General features: G+C 45.0%; 2 protein-coding genes, 2 tRNA genes, 2 rRNA genes and 1 pseudogene. 5 read left to right on the forward strand and 2 right to left on the reverse strand.

Going from position 1 to position 7,365, the window contains the following annotated elements:
* Positions 1-219, forward strand: a pseudogene (locus FBD94_RS26075) (hypothetical protein); the annotation flags it as partial.
* A gap of 115 nt (positions 220-334) precedes the next feature.
* Here FBD94_RS26075 and FBD94_RS25690 read toward each other — a convergent pair.
* Together FBD94_RS25690 and FBD94_RS25695 are read right to left on the reverse strand one after the other, a co-directional pair.
* On the reverse strand, positions 335-703 hold the full coding sequence (locus tag FBD94_RS25690; RefSeq protein WP_136882339.1) for a hypothetical protein: 369 nt from the start codon (positions 701-703) through the stop codon (positions 335-337).
* A gap of 383 nt (positions 704-1,086) precedes the next feature.
* Positions 1,087-1,410 (reverse strand): hypothetical protein, encoded by a 324-nt coding sequence (locus FBD94_RS25695; protein WP_136882340.1) that lies wholly within the window; start codon positions 1,408-1,410, stop codon positions 1,087-1,089.
* Positions 1,411-2,291: 881 nt separating this feature from the next.
* On the opposite strand from FBD94_RS25695, the gene FBD94_RS25700 reads away from it, so the two are divergent.
* The 4 genes from FBD94_RS25700 to FBD94_RS25715 all read left to right on the forward strand — a co-directional run bounded on the left by FBD94_RS25700 (position 2,292) and on the right by FBD94_RS25715 (position 7,286).
* A 16S ribosomal RNA gene (locus FBD94_RS25700) occupies positions 2,292-3,804 on the forward strand.
* A gap of 184 nt (positions 3,805-3,988) precedes the next feature.
* Positions 3,989-4,062: transfer RNA gene (locus FBD94_RS25705), tRNA-Ile, on the forward strand.
* Between the two features lie 15 nt (positions 4,063-4,077).
* A tRNA-Ala gene (locus FBD94_RS25710) sits at positions 4,078-4,154 on the forward strand.
* A 253-nt stretch (positions 4,155-4,407) separates the two neighbouring features.
* Positions 4,408-7,286 (forward strand): 23S ribosomal RNA (locus tag FBD94_RS25715).
* The 16S and 23S rRNA genes sit together here with 2 tRNA genes alongside, the layout of an rRNA operon.
* Positions 7,287-7,365 lie beyond the last annotated feature (79 nt).

The following is a 7,365-nucleotide window of genomic DNA, read 5'->3' on the forward strand; positions in this document are numbered from 1 at the left end:
TACTGGGTTCAATGGAAACAGGTAAAAACTCGTGTTAAGCAGCTTGAGAAACTAGGGGTAAAACCCTATCAAGCCTATCAATGGGGAAATACTCGTAAAGGCTATTGGAGAACGGTGCATAGTCCGATCCTGACCAGGACGCTTAACAACGCATTTTTAAAGAAACAAGGGCTACTAAGTCTTAAAGAAATAGTAGCCCCTAAAGCTGTTTATGTTTAATGAACCGCCGTATGCCGAACGGCACGTACGGTGGTGTGAGGGGACAGGTAATCAAATAATGATTACCTTCCTACTCGATTTTACAGTGACGTCATTAAAAGGTTGTTGAGTATTTTTAATACGTCCAACTATAACCAGTTACTTCAGCAAATGCAGTTGGGTTTGGCCCCTGTATATGGTCAGTACTCTCGGTTTCTCCAGAGGCCATCACTTTAGTGTAAGTTTGCGAATTACCTTCATTAAATCTAACAGAATAGGTAATCGTTATTTCACCCTGGCCAGCCTCTGGTCCTGTACGATAAAAAAGGACCTCTACGTCATTTGCCCCGGTAATGGCACTTGTATAAACCGTAATACTTTCATCCACTAGTGTTTTGGATGTTTCTGTCTTTAATCTCGTGCGTAAATCTGGCTTAAAGCCAAGCATAAAAGCCGAGGTTGTTAAAAGTACCAGTAGCAATAGGATTTTGAAATCTGTTTTCATATTGATTGATTTAGAGTTAATTAATTGATTTTGAATTTACATATTATAATCAATATTTAAAACTAGTTGGTTCTTGGGTAACTGTTACGCCCAGTGTGTAAGTGACTTCTGAAAAGTCGCTCCGCGTAACAAGGCAGATTATTCTATAGCTGCCAGGGTCTGAAAAGATGACATCAATCCATCTGTCCCCAGCGGGATAAATGGTGTAGTCACCTAAAGCCTCTATGGATCATTCGTAAGAGTATGCTCCTGGTACATTGTCCACATAATAACCATATGAATCACCATTGGCATAAAAAAATAGGATTTCCTTAATTATTAAATATTGGTCGCCCCATAATTTGACTTATGAGGCGGCCTATTACTAAATTAGTTTCTTGTTTTTATTCATCAGAAGCACCTGTATCGTACTGATAGACTTCCACGGAATCATCGCTCATTGTAACCGTACAGTATATATGAGAATAGCCCGGGCGTGAAAAGGTAAGGTCAACCATTTTTTCGTCCCAGGGCATGGTCCAAATTATGGCTCCGCTAGTGCCCTCAACCGACCATACATACGAAACTGCTCCTGGTATTTCGTCAATATAATAACCGTAAGACTCGCCGTTAGAATATACTGGTGCGCTAGGCATATTTGCTTTTATCTGAGCATAAATACTTGAGCAGGCAAAAGTTAGGAATAAAACAAATAATAACTTTTTCATAAATTAATGGGATTAAATTAATTTTAAGACAAATGTTAATTTTTGATCACGTGATTGTTCGTGAAAGGGAGGAGCGCATAGCGTTTTAATCAGTTGAAAGCTAATGTCTCTTAATTGATAATTTAAATGGATGTTTCTATAGGCTTACTATTAGTTTTTCCTACTCTTTTAAAGATTTTCGGACGCTCTGTTTGAAAGTTGAATGCTGCCTTTCTAAAAATAATTGTAATTGACTGCATAAAAGTCATGCGAATTGGCTGATTACTAAGTGATCTTGCCATGGATAGGGGGTTATATAGCTATGTCTCTGGCAGGGTTTAAGACAAGCATGTAAGTCACCCGTACTTCATAGGTACAAACGATGGGGTTTAAGGGGATTTGTCCCTGTTGTCCCCCTGTTAAGTCCCTGTTCGTTCCCTGTTGCCCCCTTGTTATATGTTTCTTTAAACAGAGTGATAGATATATATATTACTTATATATATGTTTTTGTTGTCACGCTGACTTCTTGATCTGGCTTTTTGAAATAGCTTGTAATTTTTCTGGTTGTGTTGTAGGTAGTTATGGGTTAGAAGGGACTAATAGTGCATTTAGGTTTGCATAATGAGATTATATTTCTACCTTTGCAATCCCAAACAGAACGGGAGTTACCAGACGGAGTTTGTTAACAGAATAAAAAAGATTGAAACGTTAAAAATTTGAAACTGAGATTCGGAACATTAAGACCGAAACGAAACTGAAGAATAATAAACGAAGAAATATAAAGAAGATCCGTGAGGTGATTCGAGAAGTTCATTAAAGAGATGTCATTTATAAAGCATAGCGAGGTAAGATAGTACAGTTTCAAAGTACATGAAAACCAAAGCTATTTTTTCAAGTCAGAATCTAACTAGACAATATAATTAGAATAAGAGCGGCAGGCCTAATACATGCAAGTCGAACGATACTTGGTAGCTTGCTACTAAGGAAAGTGGCGCACGGGTGCGTAACGCGTATGCAACCTACCTTAATCAGGGGGATAGCCCGAAGAAATTCGGATTAACACCGCATAAAAACACAGGATAGCATTATCCAATGTTCAAATATTTATAGGATTAAGATGGGCATGCGTGTCATTAGCTAGTTGGCGGGGTAACGGCCCACCAAGGCGACGATGACTAGGGGATCTGAGAGGATGACCCCCCACACTGGTACTGAGACACGGACCAGACTCCTACGGGAGGCAGCAGTAAGGAATATTGGTCAATGGAGGCAACTCTGAACCAGCCATGCCGCGTGCAGGAAGACAGCCCTCTGGGTCGTAAACTGCTTTTATTCGGGAATAAACCWYATTACGTGTARTRWGCTGAATGTACCGAAGGAATAAGGATCGGCTAACTCCGTGCCAGCAGCCGCGGTAATACGGAGGATCCAAGCGTTATCCGGATTTATTGGGTTTAAAGGGTGCGTAGGCGGCTTATTAAGTCAGGGGTGAAAGACGGTGGCTCAACCATCGCAGTGCCCTTGATACTGATGAGCTTGAATACACTAGAGGTAGGCGGAATGTGACAAGTAGCGGTGAAATGCATAGATATGTCACAGAACACCGATTGCGAAGGCAGCTTACTATGGTGTGATTGACGCTGAGGCACGAAAGCGTGGGGATCAAACAGGATTAGATACCCTGGTAGTCCACGCCCTAAACGATGAATACTCGCTGTTAGCGATACACAGTTAGCGGCTAAGCGAAAGCGTTAAGTATTCCACCTGGGGAGTACGCCCGCAAGGGTGAAACTCAAAGGAATTGACGGGGGCCCGCACAAGCGGAGGAGCATGTGGTTTAATTCGATGATACGCGAGGAACCTTACCCGGGCTTGAAAGTTAGTGAATCATTTAGAGATAGATGAGTGAGCAATCACACGAAACTAGGTGCTGCATGGCTGTCGTCAGCTCGTGCCGTGAGGTGTTGGGTTAAGTCCCGCAACGAGCGCAACCCCTATGTTTAGTTGCCAGCACGTTAAGGTGGGGACTCTAAACAGACTGCCTGTGCAAACAGAGAGGAAGGAGGGGACGACGTCAAGTCATCATGGCCCTTACGTCCGGGGCTACACACGTGCTACAATGGATGGTACAGAGGGCAGCTAGCTGGTAACAGTATGCGAATCTCACAAAGCCATTCACAGTTCGGATAGAGGTCTGCAACTCGACCTCTTGAAGTTGGATTCGCTAGTAATCGCGTATCAGCAATGACGCGGTGAATACGTTCCCGGGCCTTGTACACACCGCCCGTCAAGCCATGGAAGTTGGGGGTACCTAAAGTATGTAACCGTAAGGAGCGTCCTAGGGTAAAACCGATAACTGGGGCTAAGTCGTAACAAGGTAGCCGTACCGGAAGGTGCGGCTGGAATACCTCCTTTCTGGAGTAGTTCCGACTACTTGCTATGCTAAATGATATAAATGACAGTAAAATCTCAAAAGAAAAACCCATAGGATGAAACATCACATAGTGTTTCAACTAAGCGAAGGTATTTGCAGGAGTAAAGACAAGGATTTGTGAAATGAGAAATCAGTACTCAAATACCGTCGGAATGAAAAACAAATAGTCCCGTAGCTCAGTTGGTTAGAGCACTACACTGATAATGTAGGGGTCAGCAGTTCAAATCTGCTCGGGACTACATTATATATTCTAAGGGGGATTAGCTCAGCTGGCTAGAGCGCCTGCCTTGCACGCAGGAGGTCAACGGTTCGACTCCGTTATTCTCCACCATCACCGGTGTCTGTTACAAAAGGCACGTAAATAGGRAGCMAACCGAAAGGAAAGCAACCCGGGATAGAAAAGTTCTTTGACATATTGGAAGAAGTTAAAAAAGAAGAGCAAACAACAATAGAGACGTTGTTTGAAGGACAAAAGAGGAAAGAAAAGGGATGAAGACTTCGGTCGTTGTTCATGATCAATWATCTTTATTCTTTTAACAACAATCAAAAAAAGCATTTCCATATGCGCAAAAGGGTATGGAGAGAAGAAAGTAATTAAGAGCACACAGGGGATGCCTTGGCTCTCAGAGGCGATGAAAGACGTGATAAGCTGCGATAAGCTTCGGGGATTAGCAAATATGAATTGATCCGGAGATTTCTGAATGGGGAAACCTAGCTAGTTGAAGACTAGTTGTACAATGTACGCAAACCTGCCGAACTGAAACATCTAAGTAAGCAGAGGAAGAGAAAATAATAATGATTTCCTAAGTAGTGGCGAGCGAACGGGAAAGAGCCCAAACCATTGATGTTACGGCATTAGTGGGGTTGTAGGACTACGATATGATTATAATGCAATGAAGTGGAACAGGATGGGAAGCCTGGCAATATAGAGTGAGAGCCTCGTACACGTAAGTACCATTAGTCTAGTAGTATCCTGAGTACCGCGAGGTCGGAGACGCCTTGTGGGAATCTGCCGGCACCATCCGGTAAGGCTAAATACTCCTGAGAGACCGATAGTGAACCAGTACCGTGAGGGAAAGGTGAAAAGAACCCCGAACAGGGGAGTGAAATAGAACCTGAAACTGTGTGCTTACAAGCGGTCGGAGCGTCCAGGTGGCGTGACGGCGTGCCTTTTGCATAATGAGCCTACGAGTTACTCTTCTCTGGCAAGGTTAAGTGTTTAAGACACGGATCCGAAGCGAAAGCGAGTCTGAATAGGGCGTATAGTCAGGGGAGGTAGACGCGAAACCTTGTGATCTACCCATGGACAGGTTGAAGGTGCGGTAACACGTACTGGAGGACCGAACCGATAAACGTTGAAAAGTTTCCGGATGATCTGTGGGTAGGGGTGAAAGGCTAATCAAACTGGGAAATAGCTCGTACTCCCCGAAATGTTTTTAGGAACAGCGTCGTGGTAGAGTTAAATAGAGGTAGAGCTACTGATTGGGTGCGGGGGAGTCAAATCCTACCAAATCCAGACAAACTCCGAATGCTATTTAATATACACGGCAGTGAGGCGCGGGGTGCTAAGGTCACGCGCCGAGAGGGAAAGAACCCAGACCATCAGCTAAGGTCCCCAAGTTACAGTTAAGTTGAACTAACGAGGTCCGATTGCATAGACAGCTAGGATGTTGGCTTGGAAGCAGCCATTCATTTAAAGAGTGCGTAACAGCTCACTAGTCGAGCGATCGGGCATGGATAATAAACGGGCATAAAATTGTACACCGAAGCTATGGGTAATATTAATATTACGGTAGGGGAGCATTCCAGCGGCAGCGAAGGTATGACGTAAGTTGTGCTGGAGCTTCTGGAAAAGCAAATGTAGGCATAAGTAACGATAAGGCAGGCGAGAAACCTGCCCGCCGAAAGGATAAGGTTTCCTGATCAACGCTAATCGGATCAGGGTTAGTCGGGGCCTAAGGAGAACCCGAAGGGGAAATTCGATGGACAACGGATTAATATTTCCGTACTTTTTATAACTGCGATGTGGGGACGGAGTAGTGACACTGCCGCGATCTGACGGAATAGATCGTTGAAGGCTGTAGGTATAGGACTGGTAGGCAAATCCGCCGGTCTTGCTGAACGCTGATAGTACCGCAAACCTTCGGGGGCGTGGATAGTGCAGGTAATCAGACTTCCAAGAAAAACCGCTAAGCTTCAGGTTATAAAAACCCGTACCGCAAACCGACACAGGTATCCGGGAAGAGAATTCTAAGGCGCTCGAGTGAATCATGGCTAAGGAACTCGGCAAAATGGCCCTGTAACTTCGGGAGAAGGGGCGCTGGTAGCAATATCAGCCGCAGTGAAAAGGCCCAGGCGACTGTTTAACAAAAACACATGGCTTTGCAAAATCGAAAGATGAAGTATAAGGCCTGACACCTGCCCGGTGCTGGAAGGTTAAGAGGGGATGTCATCCGCAAGGAGAAGCATTGAATCGAAGCCCCAGTAAACGGCGGCCGTAACTATAACGGTCCTAAGGTAGCGAAATTCCTTGTCGGGTAAGTTCCGACCTGCACGAATGGTGTAACGATCTGGGCGCTGTCTCAGCCATGAGCTCGGTGAAATTGTGGTCCCGGTGAAGACGCCGGGTACCCGCAACGGGACGGAAAGACCCCATGCACCTTCACTACAATTTAACATTGACATTGGATACAGGATGTGTAGGATAGGTGGGAGACTATGAAGTGGCATCGCTAGGTGTTGTGGAGTCAACGTTGAAATACCACCCTTTTTGTATTCGGTGTCTAACCTGGCTAGTCTAGGGACATTGTTTGATGGGTAGTTTGACTGGGGTGGTCGCCTCCAAAAAGGTAACGGAGGCTTTCAAAGGTAAGCTCAATACGCTTGGTAACCGTATGAGGAGTGCAATAGCATAAGCTTGCTTGACTGTGAGGCAAACAAGCCGAGCAGGGTCGAAAGACGGATATAGTGATCCGGTGGTTCTGCATGGAAGGGCCATCGCTCAAAGGATAAAAGGTACGCTGGGGATAACAGGCTGATCTCCCCCAAGAGCTCATATCGACGGGGAGGTTTGGCACCTCGATGTCGGCTCGTCACATCCTGGGGCTGGAGAAGGTCCCAAGGGTTCGGCTGTTCGCCGATTAAAGTGGCACGCGAGCTGGGTTCAGAACGTCGCGAGACAGTTCGGTCCCTATCTGTTGTGGGCGTAGGAATTTTGAGTGGGGCTGACCTTAGTACGAGAGGACCGGGTTGGACTAGCCTCTAGTGAATCTGTTGTTCCGCCAGGGGCATTGCAGAGTAGCTACGCTGGGAATAGATAAGCGCTGAAAGCATCTAAGTGCGAAACTAGCCACGAGATGAGAATTCCATATAGGACCGTAGCAGACTACTACGTTGATAGGTTACAGATGTAAAGGTTGTGAGATCAAAGTCGAGTAATACTAATCATCCGAAGCTTTCAAGAGCAATAAACTGTTGTTTGTTCTTCATAATAACTTCTTTCAATAATATGTCATTTGTTTAGTAACAAATCGAGCAAGGCG

The sequence above is a fragment of the Pedobacter hiemivivus genome (genome assembly GCF_005144565.1).
GTDB classification, from domain to species: domain Bacteria; phylum Bacteroidota; class Bacteroidia; order Sphingobacteriales; family Sphingobacteriaceae; genus Pedobacter; species Pedobacter hiemivivus.

Bases quoted from the DNA above. Each gene is read 5' to 3' on its own strand.
- FBD94_RS25695 (WP_136882340.1), bottom strand. From the start codon at position 1,410: ATGAAAAAGTTATTATTTGTTTTATTCCTAACTTTTGCCTGCTCAAGT.
- FBD94_RS25690 (WP_136882339.1), bottom strand. From the start codon at position 703: ATGAAAACAGATTTCAAAATCCTATTGCTACTGGTACTTTTAACAACC.